19 protein-coding genes are annotated in these 21620 nt (G+C 36.3%); 8 read left to right on the forward strand and 11 right to left on the reverse strand.

Going from position 1 to position 21620, the window contains the following annotated elements; genetic code table 11:
- Positions 1-150: 150 nt before the first annotated feature.
- The gene (gene dinG, locus QE177_RS06010; protein ID WP_280551957.1) at positions 151-2274 is read left to right on the forward strand and encodes an ATP-dependent DNA helicase DinG; all 2124 of its coding nucleotides are present in this window, start codon (positions 151-153) and stop codon (positions 2272-2274) included.
- Between the two features lie 39 nt (positions 2275-2313).
- On the opposite strand, the gene QE177_RS06015 is transcribed toward dinG, so the two are convergent.
- The 3 genes from QE177_RS06015 to rhtA all read right to left on the reverse strand — a co-directional run bounded on the left by QE177_RS06015 (position 2314) and on the right by rhtA (position 4316).
- On the reverse strand, positions 2314-2535 hold the full coding sequence (locus QE177_RS06015; RefSeq protein WP_280551959.1) for an alkylphosphonate utilization protein: 222 nt from the start codon (positions 2533-2535) through the stop codon (positions 2314-2316).
- Positions 2536-2683: 148 nt separating this feature from the next.
- On the reverse strand, positions 2684-3190 hold the full coding sequence (dps, locus tag QE177_RS06020) for a DNA starvation/stationary phase protection protein Dps (protein ID WP_280551961.1): 507 nt from the start codon (positions 3188-3190) through the stop codon (positions 2684-2686).
- A gap of 238 nt (positions 3191-3428) precedes the next feature.
- On the reverse strand, positions 3429-4316 hold the full coding sequence (gene rhtA / locus QE177_RS06025) for a threonine/homoserine exporter RhtA (protein WP_280551963.1): 888 nt from the start codon (positions 4314-4316) through the stop codon (positions 3429-3431).
- Between the two features lie 274 nt (positions 4317-4590).
- On the opposite strand from rhtA, the gene QE177_RS06030 reads away from it, so the two are divergent.
- Positions 4591-5172 carry a TIGR00730 family Rossman fold protein gene (locus QE177_RS06030; RefSeq protein ID WP_280551965.1) on the forward strand — a complete coding sequence of 194 codons (582 nt, stop codon included), beginning with the start codon at positions 4591-4593 and terminating at the stop codon, positions 5170-5172.
- Positions 5173-5258: 86 nt separating this feature from the next.
- Here QE177_RS06030 and moeB read toward each other — a convergent pair whose 3' ends face one another.
- Positions 5259-6020 (reverse strand): molybdopterin-synthase adenylyltransferase MoeB, encoded by a 762-nt coding sequence (moeB, locus tag QE177_RS06035; protein ID WP_280551966.1) that lies wholly within the window; start codon positions 6018-6020, stop codon positions 5259-5261.
- 2 nt (positions 6021-6022) lie between these two features.
- Positions 6023-7264, reverse strand: a complete 1242-nt coding sequence (gene moeA / locus QE177_RS06040) for a molybdopterin molybdotransferase MoeA (RefSeq protein WP_280551968.1) — start codon at positions 7262-7264, stop codon at positions 6023-6025.
- Between the two features lie 784 nt (positions 7265-8048).
- On the opposite strand from moeA, the gene folE reads away from it, so the two are divergent.
- Both folE and QE177_RS06050 read left to right on the forward strand, forming a co-directional pair.
- Positions 8049-8717, forward strand: a complete 669-nt coding sequence (gene folE / locus QE177_RS06045; protein WP_280551970.1) for a GTP cyclohydrolase I FolE — start codon at positions 8049-8051, stop codon at positions 8715-8717.
- Positions 8718-8720: 3 nt separating this feature from the next.
- Positions 8721-8855 carry a hypothetical protein gene (locus QE177_RS06050; protein ID WP_280552301.1) on the forward strand — a complete coding sequence of 45 codons (135 nt, stop codon included), beginning with the start codon at positions 8721-8723 and terminating at the stop codon, positions 8853-8855.
- A 105-nt stretch (positions 8856-8960) separates the two neighbouring features.
- Here the strand turns inward: QE177_RS06050 and QE177_RS06055 are convergent, their stop codons facing one another.
- From QE177_RS06055 to metG, 5 genes are all read right to left on the reverse strand, one after another.
- The gene (locus tag QE177_RS06055; RefSeq protein WP_280551972.1) at positions 8961-10523 is read right to left on the reverse strand and encodes a phosphoethanolamine transferase; all 1563 of its coding nucleotides are present in this window, start codon (positions 10521-10523) and stop codon (positions 8961-8963) included.
- 294 nt (positions 10524-10817) lie between these two features.
- Complete coding sequence (gene sanA, locus QE177_RS06060; RefSeq protein ID WP_280551974.1) at positions 10818-11513, reverse strand: outer membrane permeability protein SanA; 696 nt, start codon at positions 11511-11513, stop codon at positions 10818-10820.
- A 350-nt stretch (positions 11514-11863) separates the two neighbouring features.
- Entirely contained in the window at positions 11864-12559 is a 696-nt protein-coding gene (locus QE177_RS06065) for a CidB/LrgB family autolysis modulator (protein ID WP_280551976.1), read from the reverse strand.
- 5 nt (positions 12560-12564) lie between these two features.
- On the reverse strand, positions 12565-13020 hold the full coding sequence (locus QE177_RS06070; RefSeq protein ID WP_280551978.1) for a CidA/LrgA family protein: 456 nt from the start codon (positions 13018-13020) through the stop codon (positions 12565-12567).
- Positions 13021-13151: 131 nt separating this feature from the next.
- Positions 13152-15179, reverse strand: a complete 2028-nt coding sequence (gene metG / locus QE177_RS06075; RefSeq protein WP_280551980.1) for a methionine--tRNA ligase — start codon at positions 15177-15179, stop codon at positions 13152-13154.
- A 216-nt stretch (positions 15180-15395) separates the two neighbouring features.
- On the opposite strand from metG, the gene apbC reads away from it, so the two are divergent.
- The 4 genes from apbC (at position 15396) to asmA (ending at position 19947) form a co-directional block, all read left to right on the forward strand.
- Positions 15396-16508, forward strand: coding sequence for an iron-sulfur cluster carrier protein ApbC (gene apbC, locus QE177_RS06080; RefSeq protein ID WP_280551982.1), 1113 nt, complete (start codon positions 15396-15398; stop codon positions 16506-16508).
- Between the two features lie 187 nt (positions 16509-16695).
- Entirely contained in the window at positions 16696-17337 is a 642-nt protein-coding gene (gene udk / locus QE177_RS06085; protein ID WP_280551984.1) for a uridine kinase, read from the forward strand.
- Positions 17338-17378: 41 nt separating this feature from the next.
- Entirely contained in the window at positions 17379-17981 is a 603-nt protein-coding gene (dcd, locus tag QE177_RS06090; protein ID WP_280551986.1) for a dCTP deaminase, read from the forward strand.
- Positions 17982-18123: 142 nt separating this feature from the next.
- A complete protein-coding gene (asmA, locus tag QE177_RS06095) occupies positions 18124-19947 on the forward strand; it encodes an outer membrane assembly protein AsmA (protein WP_280551988.1) in 1824 nt (607 codons plus the stop codon).
- 53 nt (positions 19948-20000) lie between these two features.
- Here the strand turns inward: asmA and QE177_RS06100 are convergent, their stop codons facing one another.
- Positions 20001-21590, reverse strand: a complete 1590-nt coding sequence (locus QE177_RS06100; protein WP_280551990.1) for a TerC family protein — start codon at positions 21588-21590, stop codon at positions 20001-20003.
- Between the last annotated feature and the right edge of the window lie 30 nt (positions 21591-21620).

Genomic DNA, 21620 nt, shown 5'->3' on the forward strand with positions numbered 1-21620 from the left:
TGCGTGTTAATTAAAAATAGTATATCGATTTTCAGTGAGAAATTAAACGTAGATTAAATTTTTATCCTATTGATAAAACACTATGATAAATTAAATTTTATCGTTTTATACTCATCAACCGAATGGTTGATATTTTTATATAAGATTTCTATGGCGCTAACTAACGCAATTAAAAACCAAATAAGTCTTTGGTACAAATCGTTATCAACTTCTATTGATGGCTTTATGCCACGTATTGCCCAACGACAGATGATCGCCGAAGTTGCAAAGACATTATCAGGTGAACAAGGACGTCATTTGGTTATTGAAGCACCGACCGGGGTAGGTAAAACACTATCTTATTTAATCGCCGGTATTGCGATTAGTCGGGCAGAAAATAAGCCTTTAGTCATTAGTACGGCAAATATTGCTTTGCAAGATCAAATTTTGCATAAAGATCTTCCTTTGTTAGCTAAAATTATTCCTAAACTACGATTTATCGCTATTTTTGGCCGCAGACGTTATCTGTGTCCACGCAATCTGGCCGCTATCTGTGCAGTGGATGAACCGCAAATGGACTTGACGCTTTTAGTGCAACAGGAGATGTCGGTAACAAGTGAACAAGAGCGAACTGCTTGTCAGCAGTTACATGCTGATTTTATGGCTGGTCTCTGGGATGGGGTCAGAGATCATTATAAAACCGCGTTAGATGATAGTTTATGGCAAAAAATTAGTACTGATAAAGTCGGATGTTTAGCCAGAAATTGTCAGTTTTATCATTGCTGCCCCTTTTTTTTGGCAAGATGGAAAATTGAGCAAGTTGATGTCATTGTCACTAATCATGCGTTGGTGATGGCGGCGATGGAAAGTGGCTCGGTGTTACCTGAGGCTAAAAAGATGTTGTTAGTCCTTGATGAAGGGCATCATATCGCTGATGTGGCACGCGATAGTTTAGAAGTTGAAGGGAATATTACTTTAGCGTATTTGACGGCGCAGCTAGATAATTTTGTGCGTCATGTCGAGTACTATTTGAGCCAATACCGCCCAGTTAAACCGCCAAAACTGGCCAAAGCGAACCATTTAACCCAGCATAGACAAAAATTAATTGATTGCTTCAACCAGCTTATGACAATCACTCAGCGTTTATTACCAGACAAAAGCCAGGATCCGATTTATCTATTTAAATTAGGCCAATTACCGCCGGAATTGTATATTTGTTGCCAACAGCTTTTACAGCTTAGTCAAGATTTGGTGGTACTTACTGAAAAAATAGTCGATCACTTGTCTGAACAGAGTGGCAAACATGATGCAGCTAGTTTGCATCGTAGCCTGCTAATCAGTGGTAAGATGCTCAGTTACTGGCAAAATATGGTTAAACTTTGGCGTTTAGCGGGTTGTGAAACTTCATCAAATGCGCCGGTATCCAAATGGTTGAGCCGTCATTATGACAAAAATCAGTTACATTACTATTTTCATTGTGCCGGTATAAGGGTTAGTGAACAATTAGAAAAGCTGTTATGGCAAAATATTCCTCACATCATAGTGACGTCAGCCACTTTGCGCTCATTAGATAGTTATAGCCGTTTCACGGAGCTAACAGGATTAAATGAACGTGAGGATGATCGCTTTGTTAGCTTAGATGCTTCTTTTGATCATGTTCGACAGGGGCGGTTAGTGATCCCTAAAATGTCAATTGAACCGACCCTGCAAAATGAAATATTACATTTAGCGGAAATGGCTGCTTATTTTAAACAACAACTCCAGTCCGGAAAACATCGCGGCATCCTATTTTTGTTTAGTAGTCAACGTGCAATGGAAGGCTTTTTACATCAGATTGGTGAGTTACGCAGCCAATTGTTGGTTCAAGGAGATAAACCGCGCTATCGCTTGGTAGAAACCCATTGCCAACGTGTTGATCAAGGACTCACTAGCGTATTAGTTGGCTTGCAATCCTTTGCTGAAGGATTGGATCTGAAAGGCGATTATTTGTCACAAATACATATTCAAAAAATCTCTTTTCCTCCGATTACAAACCCGATTATCATTACAGAAAATGAATGGTTAAAAACGTTAAAACTTTATCCATTTGAAGTACAAAGTTTGCCAAGCGCCTCGTTTACGTTAATTCAGCAAGTTGGCCGCTTGATCCGTAGTAATAATTGTTATGGTGAGATTATTATCTATGATAAGCGACTAAGGACTAAAAAGTATGGTGCTCGTCTATTAGCTTCATTACCGGTATTTCCGATTATTGAACCGGAAATATCCAATATACCAACGAAGAAAACGGAGTAACCAGTATTATTATCTACTACTTATTACTCCTGATTGAAATTAGTTAATTTTTTTCAGAAAGCAGGTTTTTAACACTAAACCTTTAATGCCTTCTGCGTTACACTCAATTTCATCTTTATTTTGCGTTAGGCGAATGTTTTTTATTGCCGTGCCTCGTTTTAAGGTCTTTGATGTTCCTTTAACTTTGAGATCTTTTGTAACTTGCACACTATCCCCATCGCTTAAGCATGCCCCATTAGCGTCTTTAACGACAATATCCATAAATATCCTTGTTGATTGCAAACTATGTTGATAATTATAGTAAAATAATTGATTGATATTAAGTGGATAGAAAAAATAAAAAAAGCCACACTCTTATGTGGCTAAATGACGACATTTTATTTTTATATAGTTATCAAATTTACATTGGTTATTTCTCAATATTTGCTTCGATAAACCAGAGATATTTATCCAGATCACGTGAAGCAGCGGTAAGAATATCTTCCGCATCAACTTCACCAACTTCACCAATCGCTTTACGAACATTATTTGCCACCACCGCAGCGCGATCAGCCAAGGCTTTCAAATGATCTTGTACATCGTGAATATTGGTTGGGTATGCTTTTAGTGGGGTATGGTCATGCACATACTCTATCGTGCCCATCGCCGTACCGCCCATTTGTACCACACGTTCAGCTAATTCATCTTGATGCTCTAAAATAGAGGAATTAAATTCATCTAATAATTCATGAACCGCAATAAAGTTTCTACCGCGCAGATTCCAATGCGCTTGTTTGGTCATTAATGAAAGATTGATAAATTGGGCAACTAGCGGATTTAAAACAGAAATAACGTGTTTTTTAGTACTGTCACTAACATCATTACGGGTATAGAGTAAATCAATTTTCGGTACTTTAACTAATTTAGCTGTGCTCATTATTACGCTCCCGTTATATCAAATAATGTATTAATACTTTATCTAAAAAATAGCTTATTATTGATCAATAGTCTTATCATTTGATCCTATTAAATTGATAGGTAATATTGATGTAAGCGTTATTTTATTACTTACAATTATAAATATGGCGATAAAAAATAGGAATGCAAGGTAAATTAGCAACAAGAACAGTGTGAATATAGGTTTGTATTCACACTGTTTGAACGAGAAGAACGACTTAATTAATTTCGACCGTTTCGCTTTTTGTTTTCATGGTTGATGTTGAACCAATTGATGCGCCAATGATACAAAATAGCGCGAACCACTGGGTTAACGTTAAGTGTTCATTAAGAAATATCATGCCCATAAAAGCCCCCATTGCCGGTTCCAAACTCATTAAGGTACCAAATGTTTTCGCCGGCATGCGTGTTAGCGCAAACATTTCAAGCGTGTAGGGGAAGGCGGTTGACAAAATAGCAACTGCAAGTGCAATGGGTAGAATTGACAGATCAAATAGAGGCGCGATGCCAACGGTGAGAAGGCCAACCGGAAAAAAAATCAATGTCGAGATAAACGAACCTAAAGCGACTGTTGCTGAGCCATAACCTGCCCCAGCCCGCTGACCAAAGATGATATACATTCCCCAACAAATACCGGCAGCTAATGCATAAACAACACCAACAGGATCTAAACTATTAATACTGTTTCCAATCGGTAGTAGAAAGCCTAATCCAACAATAACCATTAATATCCAAACAAAATCAATCGCCCGGCGAGATGAGAACATTGCTACAGCTAAAGGGCCGGTGAACTCTAACGCAACGGCAATCCCCAACGGGATCCTTTCTAACGATAGATAAAACAGCGAATTCATTGAACCTAACGAGATACCATAAATAAGTAAATGTTTTAATGAATGTCCACGTAACTTTTTTCGCCAGGGTTTAAAAATTATAAATAGAATAATCGTTGCCAAAAATAGTCTTAAAGCCGTTACGCCAAGTGCACCGATAGTTGGAAATAGACTTTTGGCTAATGAAGCACCACTTTGTATTGATATCATTGCAAAGAGCAACAATAATACTGGCAACAGCGTCTTACGCTTTTGATTTAAGACAAATGACATCTGGAGGTAACCTCAATAAATATAGAACCAAATAAATGTTAGAAAATTAAATAAAAACTCAGTAACAGCAAGATTTACTTAATGATATTGAGTAATTATTACATAAAAGATAATTAAACAAATATTCTTTTTATTGCCGATTGTAAATAGGATAGTCACTATAATAAATGTTAATTTTAAAAAAGAAATCACATGAAAAATATTTATGCGTTTGTTAGATTTAATTAATGTCTGCTGGGGCTGGAACTAGCCAATTTAAGTTATGGAGGATAATGTGGGAAAGATAAATAGTGTAACGGTTTATTGTGGCTCAAGTGTAGGAGCCAGTGGTATCTATCAACAGCAGGCTGTCGCATTAGCATCTGAGCTGGTTAACAGAAAAATAACGCTGGTCTATGGCGGTGGTCGCGTTGGTATTATGGGCGTTTTGGCCAATTCGATATTGGAACAAGGTGGTCAGGTTATTGGCGTAATGCCTAAATTATTAGTCGAACGTGAGATTTCTCATACTGGACTGACTAAAATCCATATTGTAAATACTATGCATCAGCGTAAGCAGAAGATGATTGATTTGGCTGATGGATTCATTGCGCTACCAGGGGGATTTGGTACCTTGGAGGAATTTAGCGAAGTGTTTACTTGGGGCCAAATTGGCTTACATGCGAAACCTTGTGGACTATTAAATGTTAATGATTATTGGGCACCCTTAGTTGCTATGATAGAAAAAATGGCTGATGAAAAGTTTTTACAAGAAAAATATCGCCATATGGCAATTGTTGATGATAATCCGGCCAATTTACTTGATCGTTTCTTGCACTACACGGCACTATCAGTAAAAACTTATCATGATCTGTAACTGAGCTATGTTTCCATCATAGTTAGCATTAACAAAATAGATGGTGACAAAAGCGCTATTCTGCTCCTACGGCGATAAATATTAGCCTATTTTTGGCTAGGCTGACAGATTTCACAATTAGGATCAGGCATTAAATTGATGGTGCGAAATTCTGTTGACATAGCATCATAAAATAGCACTTTCCCGCTGTTGATTTGACCATAGTTAGTGAGTAATTTTAGTGTTTCCATCGCTTGCAGGCTACCAATAATACCAACCAGTGGAGACATAACGCCAGTTTCGATGCAGGAGAGATTATCTTCACCAAATAAACGACTTAAACAGTGATAGCAGGGAGTATTATCTTGATAAGTTAATACCACCAGTTGTCCTTCCATGCGAATAGCGGCGCCGGAGACTAATGGGCGCTTTAGCGTTAAACATAGGCGATTAAGCTGCTCGCGAATTGCCACATTATCCGTACAATCGACAATCACATTTTGCTGCTTAATTAAAGTATTAAGTTCATGTTCTGTTAATTTTTTATTAATGGTAGAAATTTTTATATACGGATTAATGTTAAGTAATGTGGTTTTGGCCGAGTCAACCTTTGCACTACCGATAGATTGGGTGTTATATAGGATCTGTCGTTGTAAATTTGATAGGGAGACCGTATCAAAATCCAGCAGGGTCAGTTGTCCAACGCCTGCGGCCGTTAAATATTGAGCAGCGGCACAACCTAAACCACCCACTCCGACAATCAAGACTTTCGCTGCTTTTAATTTTTCTTGTCCGTCAAAATCGAAGTTTTGTAAAATAATTTGGCGATTATAACGCAGTATTTCTTGGTCAGATAATTCAATAGCCATGCTTATTCACTTATTAATAAATGATTAAAATACTCAATATCAACTAACTCACCCGCGTTAACCTGGCCACGATTTTGCGCTAAAACGATAAAACAGTTACTTTGGTTAAAAGAACTCAAAATATGTGAACCCTGTTGTGCCGTTGGTGTTACCTCTAAATCACCTTGAGAATTTACTTTGGCAATTCCGCGTTGGAATTCAAGGCGCCCAGGTGATGTTTTTATCAAGCGGGTGGCGCGCGCTTTTAAATAGGGGGTGCTTTGCCATTGACTAAAGGCGCTCAGGTGATTAATAAGCGGTTGTACAAGTTGATAAAAGGTAACCATAGCGGAAACAGCATTACCCGGTAAGCCACAAAACCAGGCAGATTTTAGTTTACCAAAGGCAAATGGTTTACCGGGTTTTATTGCTAGTTGCCAGAAATTGATGCTGCCTATTTCATTAAGAATCTGCTTGGTATAATCAGCTTCACCCACCGACACGCCCCCGCTACTGATAACCAGATCGGCTTGTTGAGACGCCTGTTCAAACGCTTGATAAAGTTTGCTAGGGTCATCCGCAATAATACCTAAATCAATCACTTGGCAGTTCATTTTTTCCAACATCAAACGTATTGCCAGCCGATTAGTATCATAGATTTGACCAGCAGCCAGTGGCTGGCCAATAGTTTGTAGTTCATCGCCGGTAGAGAAAATGGCTACTTTCAGCTGGCGAAAAACTTCAATCTGACTTATTCCTAATGAGGCGATAAGAGATACCTGAGTTGCGGAAAGTTTCGTTCCTATTGGCAATACGCTATCACCTTGTTGAATATCTTCGCCGGTAAAACGAATATTTGTACCTGGTTTTATTGGTTGTGTGAAGCTGATGGCATTATTAGCTAACTGGGTGTTTTCTTGCATGATGACCGCATCAACGCCAATGGGGATCGGCGCTCCAGTCATAATGCGGATACAAGATTTCGCAGGCAGCGGATCACGAAAAGGAGAACCAGCCAGTGCTTTACCCGCAATAACCAAAGGAGTTGCGTCATGGTAATCATTAAAGCGTATTGCATAACCATCCATGGCTGAATTATCGAATGGTGGGACATTAATAGGCGATATAATTTCTGTGGCAGTTATGCGGTTAATTGATTCTATTAGTGGGATAATTTCTTTTTCTGCGATTGGGGTAGTTAGGCTAAATATATTATTTAATGCTTCCTTAAGCGATAATAATTCGCCGTTATGATAATGCTCCATATTTTACTCCCAAAAAGACTATCATTTTGACTGATATTGGCATAATTTTGCCAAATATTTTCAGCGTATTATGACAATAATCTCACTTATTGACAAAGAAGTTATCTACTATGTCGCCTTTTTATTGATGAATTTAATCTCCTATGCCTGGTAGAGAAAATAATTATGTATATTTGCATAGGCTAGGGTTGTACCATTTGTGGCTAATTTTACCGTTGATTGCGACAGTGGTTATTTTTGCTGTTAATCCTAGTCATTATTATTCTATTGCTGGATTATTCTATTGCTGGATTTTCCCTACTCCTTAAGCGCCTTATGATTTTGCTAATAACACCGTGAAGACGCTAACGGAAAACTCTAATCACATTAAAAGATTTAAGTGAAAAAACACGACTGCTTCATCTTTAGGTTAACTGGTGTAGTATTTTTCGTTTTACTAGGTCAAAAATAGCAGGTTAAGCGCCTAACGATGGCTATTTTTGTTCTGCTATATTGAAGTAATAGATTTTTGTAGTTAATACTCACATCTGTTACAACAAAAAATTTAATCGCCGCTGAGTGAGTTTAAAATGAGGATATAGTCAGTAAATTGATTATTTAGAGTAAATATAATAGATAATTTTCTATAGAAGGATAGCAAAAAGGATAAATAATGACTCTGATATGAAAAATTAGCGCGATATAAAAAATATTTTGTTAGGATAGGTTATTGTAATGGGATAATGTTATCCATTGCTTGAATATGTAGTTGGATAAATGTTGAATTTTATTGTTGGAGAAATGCATGTCATCGCTAAGTCAAGAAGCGCATCTTGTTCGTAAAGCGCTCGAAGCTCGTGGTCTTGAAACCCCACTTTGCGGTCAATCTCTTTCCTCAAATGAGCGTAAGCAACAGATTGAAGTGCACATGGGTGAAATTATGCGTTTACTTAATCTGGATCTTAGCGATGATAGCTTAGCGGAAACACCGAAGCGCGTTGCTAAAATGTATGTTGACGAAGTTTTCTCTGGGCTCGATTATAATAACTTCCCTAAAATTACCTTGATCGAAAACAAAATGGATTTCGACGAAATGGTGACGGTTCGTGATATCACTTTAACCAGTGTCTGTGAGCACCATTTTGTTACCATCGATGGCAAGGCGACAGTAGCCTATATTCCAAAGGATAAAGTGGTTGGCTTATCTAAAATTAATCGTATTGTTCAATTCTTTTCTCAACGGCCACAAGTTCAGGAGCGTTTAACCCAACAGATTTTAATTGCGCTACAAACTTTATTAGGCACAGCTAATGTTGCAGTTTCCATTGATGCCGTTCACTATTGTGTCAAAGCCAGAGGGGTTCGTGATGTAAGCAGTAGCACAATGACAACCTCACTAGGTGGCTTATTTAAATCTAGTCAAAATACCCGTCAGGAGTTTTTACGTAACATTTCTCGCCGGCGTAACTACTAATTAATGTTTATTACAACAGCCAAATCGCAGCGGATTGAGCAAATTGATCTGCTACGCGGAAGCGCTATTTTAGCTATTTTATTGGTAAATATTTTTGGCTTTGCACTACCTCAATTAGCTTATGTCAATCCAGTTTAAAATGTAGTGTTTTTATAACGTAAAATTAAATAAATATTGATATCTCAATCGTTCCAGATATTGACTGGATACCAAAGTCCCAATACTAAAAGGGAAAACTCTTTACTAAATACTTTTTTCTATTGGGAACTCAAGGTAGTTTATTACCTTATTGTGAAAGTTAATAACATTGTTTTGATTTTCACATTTATCATTAGAGATCATATGACATTTTTTATCGATAATTTTATCATCAATGCCAGTCCATTCTGAAAATAAACTCATAAAACTAAGGGCACTTCTTTTTTCTTTAATATATATTTTTTCTTTTGAATCATAAGACGTAATAAAAAATGGAATTTCATAGTTTTGTCTATAACTACTGCCATGCATAATTCTTAATTGTTGAATATCATTTCTATTCGCATAAGATAGCCCATGGTCAGAAAAATACATCATAGACCATTTTGTTTTTGTTAGTGAAAGTTCATTATATATTTTCGATAGCAGGTTATCTGTTTCTTTTATACTTTGTATATAACATGAAACATCTTTACTTTTATAAAAAATTTCATAATAGTCGTTTGTTCTATTACAAGCAGGAGGATGACTTCCCATTAAATGAATAATTATTAACTTATTTTTTTTATTGTCATTTATTGCTGTTTTAATAAATGGCAATAAACCAGTATCATTAGAAGAATTTGTACTATTATCATAATCACCTTTTTTCAAAAAGTGATATTTGTTGGCCTTTTTACCCATAGATGCGATTGGAGTATCAAATATTCCTAATGATCCTTGATTTGATAACCAATATGTATTAAACCCAGCTTTGTTTGCTAATGATACAATATTATTTGATAAATTGCCTTTTATTGCTATTGTATTGCTTAATGAGATATTAGTCGATGCACCTGCTGATATATAATTAGTAAAAAATATACCGTTAATTGTATTCATAAATGGGGTATTATTGATATGAAAACCGTAAAAATTCATTAAATCACGTCTGGCACTCTCACCAATTACCATAACATAGGTATTATATTTATTTTTACTATTTACAGGATTAAAATCATCTTTTTGATATATCAATTTTTCCAATTTACTGTTTTCGTTATTTAGCTCAACTAGAGAGTAATAAAATTCTTTAATAAATTTTATTTCTGGGTAGCCACTATTTAATATGTTAATGCTACTTTCTTTTCTATAATCTTTAATTGGAGTAGATAATAATATCACCAAAAAAATAATGAATGATATTAATGAGACATATTTTATTTTCTTGATTTTTAAAAGCGAACAAAAAACACCCAATAATAAAATTAATAAAGAAAATAAATAATAATAATAAGGAATTAATGATAAAAATCCGATAGCTTCGTCTTTATTTGTATAAAATAAAGATGCTAATATATTAAAAGATGGAGAACCATATAGTATAGCAATAGGCAAGTATATAGTTGAAATAATCGTAAATATCCAGACAAAAGAAATGTATAAAAATTTAACTCTATTGATAAAAACTAAAAAAGCCACAACACCAATTGTATAAATAAATTTTGGTTGATAGCCTAATCCATAATGTATAAAAGAAAAGGTAATAAAAAGTAAAATAATTTTTGGTAAAAAGTATTCATTACTAGCTATTTTATTTTTTATAAAATGTTTTATCAAATTTTTCATATGAGAATTTAGGTTATGGGATGATGATTCTATCTAATAAGTCTTCTAAAATTTGCCAACTCTGCTTTATGATATCTCCATCTTGAGCCTGACTCTGGGCTCCTTTTCCTTTTATGAGCGGCAATGAGTATAATGCTAATTTCCTCTAATAACAAATTTATGTTCATCGATTTCATTAGATCGTTGGCACAGAAACAAAAATAACATGATCCAACTTGAGTAGATGATTTGAATATAAATATGTATATTAAATTATTTAAATCATAACAAATGTGCTAATTGAGCTGGCTAATATTATTTGAGCTCTTCAGGTAAAACGGCAGGATATCCTTTGATCCCATCAGGCATTTTTATTGGTGCAGGAATGGATTCTTGTTGACCTAAAAACCGGGGTTCGCTTTTTAGTATGTAGAGATCAATCAGGGCATTAATACGGGCAAAAACCTCGCGCAAACGAACTTTAATAATTTTTTTTGGTGAAGAAACTGCATAGCACTGTGCATCTATCCCTTTTTTCATAGCGATAAATAGTGCCCTTTCACAATGAAAACGTTGGGTAATAATAGTAAAGTTATTGGTGGCAAATACTCGGCGAGTTCGGATAACAGAATCCAATGTTCGAAAGCCGGCAAAATCCAATACAATCTTTGCTGCCGGTATACCCGCTGCGATTAGATCTCTACGCATGGTGATCGGTTCATTGTAATTGTAATGTGCATTATCACCACTAACGAGCAAGTATTTTATTTTACCACTATTGTAAGCATTTATGGCGCCTTGAATTCGATACTTATAGTACTCATTAGGTAAGCCGGCAGAATAAAATTTAGACGTGCCTAAAATCATGCCAACGCTACGAGGTGGCAGTTTTTTTACATCATCATAGATATAATTAGCCGTTTTCCAGCTAATCCACTGATCGAATGCCAGAGTGGCAACGATTGCTGTTACTATAATGGTAAGTAGACTATAAATAAGGAATTTCCTCATCACCTATGCCTATAGATTACATGATAGTGAAAACAGCTCAATTAGGACTATTTCACTTATTTTCATGTGGCTCCCTAATTAATTTAACAGCTTGTTGTTAGTTAAGACTTATAATAGTCAGAAGGGGGTAAGTTTGTAAATACGATATTCAGACAAGCAAAAATTGCCTTCAATAACTAGATCAAACACATCGTACAAGATCGCTGTGATCATTCGCTAGATTTAATTTAAATTTTTCAACTTATAAACCCTAAATTAAAGTTAGCGTCTGTTAGTGAGGTTGAATTTTTTACCTTATAAAATAAAGTAAGTGTTTATTATCTAGCTGAGTTGTTCTTATCGATGATTATTTAATGTAATAATTTAATTAATAGAGGAAAAATAAAAGGTGCAATTAATGAAGTAATAATGCCACAAGTCATCAATGCGAGAGAACTATATGCACCTTCAATGTAGTCTATCTCGGCGCTGCGCGCCGTACCTACTGCATGTGAAGCTGCTCCCATCGCTAATCCTCGAGCGATAGGGTTTTTTATCTGCAATAGATTAAACAGTAACTGTCCAAACATAGCGCCAAAAATACCAACTAAGATCACACAAGCTGCACTGATGGCAGGCACACCGCCAATAGCCTCTGATACAGCCATAGCAATGGGTGTCGTCACTGATTTTGGTAATATGGAAGCGGCCATTTCTACGGTTGCACCCGTCCATAAGGCAATAGCAGTTCCGGTTACCATGGCAATAAGACTACCAATAAAACAAATGCTAATTATGGATTTCCATTGGGCACGAATTTGATGTAACTGTTCATATAATGGCAAAGCTAAGGCAACAACTGCCGGCTGTAACAAATCATTCAGAATACGGCTACCAGAGAAATAATGGTCGTAAGAAGTCTGCGTTATCAATAAAACAGGAATAATGATGCCGATCGAAATCAACAAAGGATTTAAAATGATCAGTTTATATTTTTGGAATAATTTTCTCGCTAATAAGAAAACGATAATGGTAAAAGGTAGTGACCACCAAATATGATTTAACATTATTATTACTCGTTATTTGGCCAATTTTTTTTGGCTGAATTTTGTTTTTTACTCTGTTGTTTATCAGTATCCGAGGTATTTATGCTAGTTTCACGATGGATGTAGTGTGAGCTATAAGCAACAATAATCATAATAATCAATGTACTAACAATGCAGGAAAGTAAAATAGGGATAATTTGTTGGCTAAGCGTATCATAATAATTCATTATGCCTACCCCGATAGGAATAAACAGCATTGTCATATTTTTTAGCAATAAATGGCAACCTGGTTGTATCCATTGGACAGGTATGATTTGGATTGTTAACAAGCTAAATAAGATCAGCATGCCGATTATACTACCTGGTAGAGAAAAAGGCAGTAAAGTTGAAATTAGGTTTCCTAATATTAGGCAGAGATAAATGAGTAAAAAAGCGCGTAGATACTGCCAACTAATATAAAGGATATTTTTAGAAAACAACATAATACCAGTCCTATAACAAAACATACTGATAATACAATTAACTCACTTAATGTATTAGGCTGGTGTAATAAGTGAGATTAAAAATGGCGAAAATGCTATTGTCGCCATTTTTATTTAATGTTTTTATTAATCTATTTTACTTGCATGCCAGGTTTGGCGCCAGTATCAGGACTTAATAGAAAAATATCTTTATTACCAGGGCCGGCTGCTAATACCATTCCTTCGGAAATACCAAAGCGCATTTTTCTTGGCGCTAAATTAGCAACCATAATTGTTAAGCGACCTTCCAGTACTTTAGGATCTGGATAAGCTGCGCGAATACCCGAAAAAACTTGTCGACTGCTATCACCTAAATCTAATTGTAGTTTTAGCAGCTTATCGGAGCCTTCGACTAAATCAGCTTGCTTAATTAGAGCAACTCGTAAGTCTACTTTGTTAAAGTCATCGAAACTGATTACATCTTGGCTCGGATTTTCTGAATCTGGTTGATTAGTCATCGTTTGCGCCGTTATATTTTTGCTTGATGCCGCTAACATTGCGGTTACATTGTTCATTTCAATTCGCTGGAATAAAGTTTTAAATGGCGTAATTTCATGATTTAGCAATGGATTGCTGATATCATCCCAGTTGAGTGAAGTATTTAAAAAAGTTTCTGTCCGGCCGGTAAGTCCCGGTAATATGGGTTTTAAATAAGTCATTAGCACACGGAATAAATTGATACCCATAGAACATATGTCATGTAAATCTTGTTCGCGACCCTCCTGTTTAGCGACTACCCAAGGTGCTTGCTCATCGATATAACGATTGGCCAGATCAGCCAGTAACATAATTTCACGAATGGCTTTATTATATTCACGTTGACAAAATTCTTGACCAATTTTGTCTGCTGCGGCAATAAATTGCTGGTAGAGCTCGGGATCCGCAAGGCGTGATGATAACTTACTATGAAAGCGTTTATTAATGAATCCGGCATTGCGTGCTGCAAGGTTAACGACTTTATTAACAATGTCGCTATTTACCCGTTGGACAAAGTCTTCTAAGTTAAGATCAATATCATCAATGCGGGATGAAAGTTTAGCGGCATAATAGTAACGTAAACAATCAGCATCCAGCTGATCTAAATAGGCGCGCGCGGTAATAAAAGTGCCTCGTGATTTGGACATTTTTGCGCCATTAACAGTGATATAACCGTGAACAAAGATATTGGTAGGTTTACGATAACCACTGCCTTCTAATATTGCTGGCCAAAATAAGCTATGGAAGTAGACAATGTCTTTGCCGATAAAGTGGTAAAGATCGGCCGTAGAATCTTGTTGCCAATAACTAGCAAAATCAATATCAGGTTGTTTTTCACATAGATTTTTGAATGTTCCCATGTAACCAATCGGTGCGTCTAACCAGACGTAAAAAAATTTGCCAGGCTCATTAGGAATTTCAAAACCAAAGTAAGGGGAATCACGAGTAATATCCCACTGCTGTAAACCCGCTTCAAACCACTCTTGCATTTTATTCGCCACTTGTGGTTGTAAAGCACCTGAGCGTGTCCAAGTTTGTAACATCTTACTAAATTCAGGTAAATCAAAGAAAAAATGCTCTGTATCGCGCATTTCAGGTGTTGCACCGGAAATCACCGAGTGGGGATTGATGAGCTCTGTTGGGTTATAAGTAGCACCACAAACTTCACAATTATCACCATATTGATCAGCAGCTTGGCATTTTGGGCAACTCCCTTTAACAAAGCGATCGGGTAGAAACATTCCCTGCTTAGGATCATAAAGCTGCGAGATTGTTTTGCTTTGGATAAAACCGTTCTTTTTTAGTGTCAAATAAATTTGTTCAGATAATGTTTTATTTTCTACACTATGAGTTGAATGATAATTATCATAACTGATGGCAAAGTCAGCAAGATCGTGTTGATGTTCCTGATTTACTTTACTAATCATCTCTTCAGGCGTTATACCTAATTGCTGCGCTTTTAGCATGATTGGCGTGCCGTGGGCATCATCGGCACAGATAAAGTAAACTTGTTTGCCGCGCATTCGTTGATAACGAACCCAAATATCGGCCTGAATATGCTCTAACATATGGCCAAGGTGAATTGAACCGTTAGCATAAGGTAACGCACAGGTTACCAAAAGTTTTTTCGCGACTTGAGACATAGTAAGGATCTAACTTCCATAAAATTGAACAATAATTGATGTTAACCGATTGTATTTTTTCCGGCTAGGCCTGAACATGACTAATCTAACATTATTTTATCGTAATTTTGATTGATAAGTGTCGTTTTTATTATCTATTTATCTTAACTAGATTGTTCTCTGGTATGATGCAGTGATCAATTGTTGATAATTTAATACTAAATAAAAGGAGCTGCGATGAATTCAGGATCCTTCGAACAAATAAAACCAGAACAGTTAACTCAGCAGGTTGCTGAGGTTTTGGACACATTTTTCCATCCAACACTGCAAAGTAATCTGACTACATTAAAAGCATTATATCATTGTGCGTTACTAGATGATGTTTTGCATATTGAATTAGTAATGCCTTTTGCCTGGAAAACACCTTTTAAGCTATTAATTGACCAGAAAACATCACAATTACGAAAAATAGCTGGTGCGCATGCAGTAGAGTGGAAATTACGGCATAATATCAATACATTACGTAGAGTGAATGATTTACCGGGTATTAATGGTGTGCGCAATATTATTGCGATCAGTTCAGGTAAAGGGGGAGTTGGTAAATCAACCACGACAGTGAATTTAGCGTTAGCATTGGCGCAAGAAGGCGCGAAGGTAGGTATTCTGGATGCGGATATTTATGGCCCCTCTATTCCGACTATGTTGGCAACTAAAAACCAGCGACCCACTTCACCTGATGGGCATCATATGGTACCTATAATGGCTTATGGTCTGGCAACTAATTCAATTGGTTATTTAGTAAATGATGACAATGCAATGATATGGCGTGGTCCAATGGCTAGCAAGGCCTTGATGCAAATGTTACAGGATACCGAATGGCCAGAATTAGATTATTTAGTGGTCGATATGCCGCCGGGAACTGGTGATATCCAATTAACATTATCACAGAATATACCGGTTACCGCAGCAATTGTGGTTACTACACCGCAAGATATTGCTTTGCTTGATGCGATGAAAGGCATTGCGATGTTTGATAAAGTCAAAGTGCCGGTACTGGGGATTGTTGAAAATATGAGTCTCCATATTTGTAGCAATTGTGGCCACATAGAGCCCATTTTTGGTTCTGGTGGTGCAGAAAAATTGGCTGAAAAATATCAGTGTAAGCTATTAGGTAAAATACCGTTACATATTTCGCTGCGTGAAGATTTAGACCAAGGTCAACCAACGGTTGTTCGAGATCCAGATGGTGAATTTGCTGATATTTATCGGGAAATAGCCTCGACGATATCTGCTCAAATGTACTGGGCAGGGGAAAAAATTCCCACTGAAATTGCTTTTCGGGCTATTTAAACTGATTAATCCCATGATTCATTGATTGAAAATAAATATGAGGTGATAATTATTGTTAGGTCTTGCTATAAAAATTAGCTAGACCTAATTTTAAATGCTGGAAGATACTAAAATAACCCCTTATAATTCCTGCGATCATAATATTTAATTATATTAATTTCCTTTATTCAAATTCAGGTTATTTAAAATGGCTGATACAGCACATAAGTGCGCTATTGTAGGTATATCAGGTGCTTCAGCATCGGGTAAAAGTCTTATTGCGAAAACGCTTTATCATGAATTACTTACTCAAGTGGGTGACCATAATATTGGTGTGATTACTGAGGATTGTTACTATCGAGATCAACATGATATTCCGATGGAAGAACGAGTGAAAGTAAACTATGACCACCCAAACTCAATGGATCATGATCTGCTTTGTTATCATCTTCAATTGTTAAAGAGCGGAAAAGGCATTGATCTGCCGCAATATGATTATACTCAGCATACACGTAAGCCTGAGACCATTTTTTTTCAACCCAAAAAAGTCATTATTATTGAAGGTATTTTATTATTAACGGATAAGCGGTTACGCAAAAATATGGATTTTGCCATTTATGTTGATACGCCACTGGATATTTGCTTAGTAAGAAGAATCAAACGGGATGTAAATGAACGAGGGCGAACATTAGATTCTGTTATTGAACAGTATACTAAAACAGTCCGTCCAATGTTTCTTCAGTTTATTGAGCCATCAAAACAGTATGCAGATATTATTGTCCCTCGAGGCGGAAAAAATCGGGTGGCGATTGATATTCTAAAAGCTAAAATAGGGGAGTTCTGCCAGTAAATCTATAAATAGATTAGGCATTCTCGCAAGGAGATGGAAAAATGCGACTTTGTGACCGCGATATAGTTAAATGGCTTGATGAAAAGAAATTGGTGATAGAACCACGTCCATCAATCGAACGGATCAATGGGGCCACAGTTGATGTTTGTCTAGGCAATAAATTTCGAGTATTTCAGGGTTATACTGCACCTTATATCGATCTTAGTGGGCCGAAAAATGAAGTTAATGCTGCATTGGATCGGGTGATGAGTGATGAAATCACCTTGAACCATAATGATGCGTTTTTTTTGCATCCGGGTGAATTAGCATTGGCGGTCACTTTAGAATCAGTTACCTTACCTGATAATGTTGTTGGTTGGCTTGATGGTCGTTCTTCTCTTGCTCGCTTGGGGTTAATGGTGCATGTTACTGCTCACCGTATTGATCCCGGTTGGTGTGGTCAGATTGTGCTTGAGTTTTATAATTCAGGTAAACTGCCATTGGCATTACGTCCGGGTATGGTTATTGGTGCATTAAGTTTTGAAGCCTTATCCGGTTCAGCTGATCGTCCCTATAATCGTCGTCAGGATGCAAAGTATAAAAATCAACAAGGTGCGGTCGGCAGTAGAATTAGTGAAGAGGGTAAAAATAATCATAAATTGTGATATTTTAAGTTAATTAATTCGGTGTTTTGCTGAGATCATGCTATAACCAAAATAATTCTATTTTCTCAGGTTACGGGAAATAAGCTTTATCTCATGATGAAGTCATTAATTGGTTGTTTAAGTACCATTGATGGAGACAGTGATGAAACGATTTTTGACAACATTAGCTATCCTGATGGTGGTTATTTTAGCAGGATTAACGACGCTAGTGTTGCTTGTTAATCCCAATGATTTTCGTCACTATTTAATTGATAAAGTTGAACAAAAAAGTGGCTATCATTTGGTTTTTCAAGGCGAAATGCGTTGGCATGTATGGCCCAGGCTAAGTATTATTACTGGGCCAATTTCACTCACTGCATCAGGCGCGACTAAGCCAGCGATTATTGCAGATAACATGCGGCTTGATGTCTCGTTATGGCCGCTAATTTCCCATCAACTTTCAGTTGAACAGATTGTAATTAGTGGTGCAGTTTTGCGCTCTACACCAGACAGTGCACCAAAATTAAATCAAGATGATCCCATTGCACCGGAAGGTCTTAACCGTATTAGTAGAAAAAATAATAATGATAGTAAATGGTTATTTGAGATTAATAAAATTAAATTGAACGATAGTTTGTTAATTTGGCAGTTGGATAATGATACTCAGTTAAATATGCGTAATATTATGTTATCACTCGATAGGCAGGATGATCATTTTATTAACGTTAACTTTAGCAGCAATGTGAGTAAGGATCAGCAAGATCTAACTTTTTCTTTAAAAAGTAAACTTAATATTGCAGATTATCCGCATCAAATCGCTGGCGAAATTAATCAATTAGAATATAAGATGAGTGGTATTAATTTACCAACAGATGGAATTAGCGGCGATGCGACTTTATTGTTTAATTATTTGCGTGGTCAACAACCCGTATTAACTCTTTCAAATTTAGCTATTAATGTTAACGATAGCCATTTAACTGGCAATTTGGTTGCTCAGTTAGGTAACTCACCAGATTATCAATTAAATATTGCTTCAACCAAACTGGATCTTGATAAGATTTTAGGTTGGCAACCTTTATTGCAGCCTCTGATAGAGACAAAAATAACACCTCAGATGAGTACTAAGCCTGTTATTGCTACAGCTAACACCGATAGTTATGATCTTAGCTATTTAAAGCAATTTCCATTTCAAGCGACAATTTCTGCCGATAAACTCATATATCGAGGTTTAATTGTTGATAGCTTCAAGTCTAAGATAACCAATAAAAAAGCGTTATTAAATGTTAGTCAGCTAGAAGGTGGATTATTAGGTGGAAATTTTGAATTACCTATTAGTTTAAATTATGAAAATAGTCCGGTTATTGTCACGGCTAAACCTAAATTTAATAATGTTAAGTTGGCTCCTTTACTTCAAGCATTTAACATGCCCGCTAAACTAGATGGTTCACTGATATTAACCGCAAACTTATCGGGGCCTGGTTATGGTAAATTCGCGGTGCTAAATTTTTGGTCCGGTAACGCTAATGTAATGTTATCCAAGGCACAATTAGCAGGATTAAATATAGCTTCTTTAATCCAACATGCTTTTTCACGCCTTTCTGATAAAGTTGATACTCCCCAAAATCTTGCAGATAATACTCAAATTGAAAATTTAAATGTTGATACAAAATTTAATAAAGGTTTGTTGTCGTTCACAAATTTGGTTGCTTCTTCTGACGCTATCAGTATTGATGGTAACGGTTGGTTAAATTTAGCGAGCAAATCTGCAGACGTGAAATTGTTGGTTAACATCAATAAAGGCTGGCATGGAGATGATAATTTTATTAATAAACTGAAAAAATTGGTAATTCCTCTACGTATTTATGGTAAGTGGCAAAATTTACAATATCAATTGAATATTGAAAAATTACTGCGTGATGAGTTTCAATCACAAGCTAAAAAAGCATTAGATAGTTGGTTAGAAAAAGAAGTTAAATTGCAACATTAGTTTAAGCTAATCTTTATAGTAAATTTAACGCGCCATGAATCAGCGCGTTAAAGTTATGTTAAAGTAATATTTTGTTTAACATCTTTTTTAGCCAGTTGCAGGGGGGTGATCAATACTTTTTTAAGGCGGTGGCTGGTTACTTCCAACGGTTCAAAAATCCAATTTTCAATTTTAATACGTTCACCAACAACCGGCATTCGTTGTAAATGCTCCATTAATAATCCGGCTATCGTCTCATATTCACGTTTTTCATCAAGCGTAATTGGTACATAAAGGATCAGATCTTCTAAAGGCATAAAGCCATTAGCAACCCAGCGACTATCCTCTAATTGTTGAATATCATGACGAGAATCCACCTCTTCTTCACTGATTGGCATATTACCGGCAATAGTTTCCATAATATCTGTCAGCGTAACTATCCCTTCGACAGAGCCAAATTCATCAACAATAAAGGCAAAATGAGTATGAGCTTTACGAAATTGCTCCAATGCTTGAAGTAATGATAAACCTTCAGGGAAAATTAGTGGTTGAGTAATTAGGGCATGTAAGTTAAGTTTTTGCTTTTTTAATTGTTGATTTAATATGTCGATAACATGTATAACCCCGACAGGCTCATCGCTTATTGATTCATCCGTAACAACAAGACGTGTATGGGGTGTTTTTTCTAATAATGAAAGTAGCTTATCCGCAGACTTGTTGATATCAATATATTCAACGTCATGGCGCGAAGTCATAATACTACTAATATTACGTTGAGCGAATCCTAATAAACGCACAATCATTTGTCGTTCTTGTGGATCAAAAATGCCATTATTATCAGCAATCAAATCAGAGGTGCGATGATCTAATTCAGCGCGTTCATGTTGACCATCTAAAACCCGCAATACTGCTTCAGCGGTTCTTTCTCGTAGTGATTTGCTTCCTTTTAAAAAACGGCGTCGATTAAAGGAAGCAAATTGATTAAATGATTCGATCATAATAGAAAAACCAATAGCGGCGTATAAATAGCCTTTCGGTATCAGATAACCGAATCCTTCAGCCACTAAGCTGAAACCTATCATAAGTAAAAAACTGAGACAGAGAATAACAATAGTTGGATGGGTATTAACGAACATGGTTAAAGGTTTACTAGCGATAATCATTAAAATCATAGCAATAGTGACTGCCGCAATCATAATGCCAATGTGTTCAACCATGCCAACAGCTGTAATAACTGAATCAAGTGAAAAAATAGCATCTAATACAATAATTTGTGCTACAACAGCCCAGAATTTGGCCGTTTTGCGTTGTTTGCCAGATTGTTTATCTTTACCTTCTAACCGCTCATTAAGCTCCATAGTGGCTTTAAAAAGCAGAAAAAGCCCACCACCAAGCATTAAAATATCGCGCGCGCTAAATGGGTGACCCCAAATGTTAATGATAGGATTAGTTAAGGAAACGAGTAAAGTAAGACTAAATAATAAGATAACACGCATGAATAGTGCGCATGTTAAACCGGTTATTCTTGCTTTATTACGTAATTTAGCTGGTAATTTATCAGCTAAGATAGCGATAAAGACTAAATTATCAATGCCAAGTACGATTTCGAGTACGATAAGAGTAAGAAGCCCCGCCCACATCGTAGGATCAGCGATCCATTCCATAAAATTTATTTTACCCTCTAATATGACGGC

Origin of the sequence: Arsenophonus sp. aPb (assembly GCF_029873475.1) — a bacterium.
In the GTDB taxonomy this organism is placed as follows: Bacteria; Pseudomonadota; Gammaproteobacteria; order Enterobacterales; family Enterobacteriaceae; genus Arsenophonus.